This is a genomic window from Endozoicomonas sp. SESOKO4 (genome assembly GCF_024606275.1).
In genome coordinates this window covers 1-1,006 of the sequence record NZ_JAHHPS010000667.1, presented here as the reverse complement: position 1 = coordinate 1,006, position 1,006 = coordinate 1, and the positions used below count along the sequence as shown (strand labels likewise).

The following is a 1,006-nucleotide window of genomic DNA, read 5'->3' as shown; positions in this document are numbered from 1 at the left end:
AATCACGGTTTTCTGGTTGTAGATTCCATAACAAGATATCCAGTGTATTGATGGCATCGAACCATGGAATGTCAGCTGAATCATTGGTATTAGCAGTGCTCTTCATACCAGCGGTTTCCAGAACATCAGACCAAACTTCATTAACCAGCTTTTCCATTGAGTCCGGCACTGTATATTGCCGGGTAGAAATGAGATTGGAGATGATTAGTTGAAACTCACAGTTTACCTTGCTTGTCTGAGCTTCAAGAACAATATCTTCCGTACTAATGGCCTCTTCACCCTCTGCAGGTTCAGTCTGATTGGGCTCTGTTCTAGTTTGATTCTGGTCTAAAGAATCCCTGATTTTAAGTAGCTTATCGTTGAATGTTTTATGACAGCTGGAAAATATGTCAGGGTCTTCGGTGAAATGTTTGATAATGTACTTGACTGTTTCTTCAATCAACTCGATAACAGGCTTTTCTGTTTCTGGTTCCAGTGTCGTATGCATGCCGGCTGAGGTCATGTCATTGAGTAACTCTCTTGCCGCATGGCGGCGGTCAGTTAAAAAACTTTCTTCCAGTAAAGTTAGTTTTAAAACAGGAATCTGAAGTAAACCAATCAGATTTTTAACGTCATCCGGTAACTCATGATCGTCCAGAATAAACTCGAACAGCATGCCGACCATGTTGATAAGGTCACGGTGCCTTGGTGAGAGCTTTTGTTTTACACCCTTGTCCTTCAAGGCACTCTTGATCGATTCTGCCAGACTGAAGATAGAGTCATGTTGACCCGAGAGCTCTTTCTGTATGGATGTCAGTGTACTGGCTAGCTCGATGCTGGCAAACAGTCTGGCATCACCACTCACCGTTGCATTAGAAGTCTCTGACGGGGTATGTAGTAGTCCTTCTACTCTGGAAAAGAGCCTGTTTACCAGTTCATTCATGAACGCTTCATTCCAGGTTTGCGATGAATCCTCCGTTTTTGACGTCGTCTCAGGTTCAGGCGCTTCTGAGCGATATTGGGGAGC

At 43.7% G+C, this 1,006-nt stretch carries 1 protein-coding gene; it reads right to left on the bottom strand.

All coding sequences use genetic code 11. From position 1 onward, the window contains the following. Positions 1–1,006: DUF1631 domain-containing protein (locus KDK16_RS12930; protein WP_257276439.1), on the bottom strand; the 1,006-nt coding region annotated here is incomplete at both ends.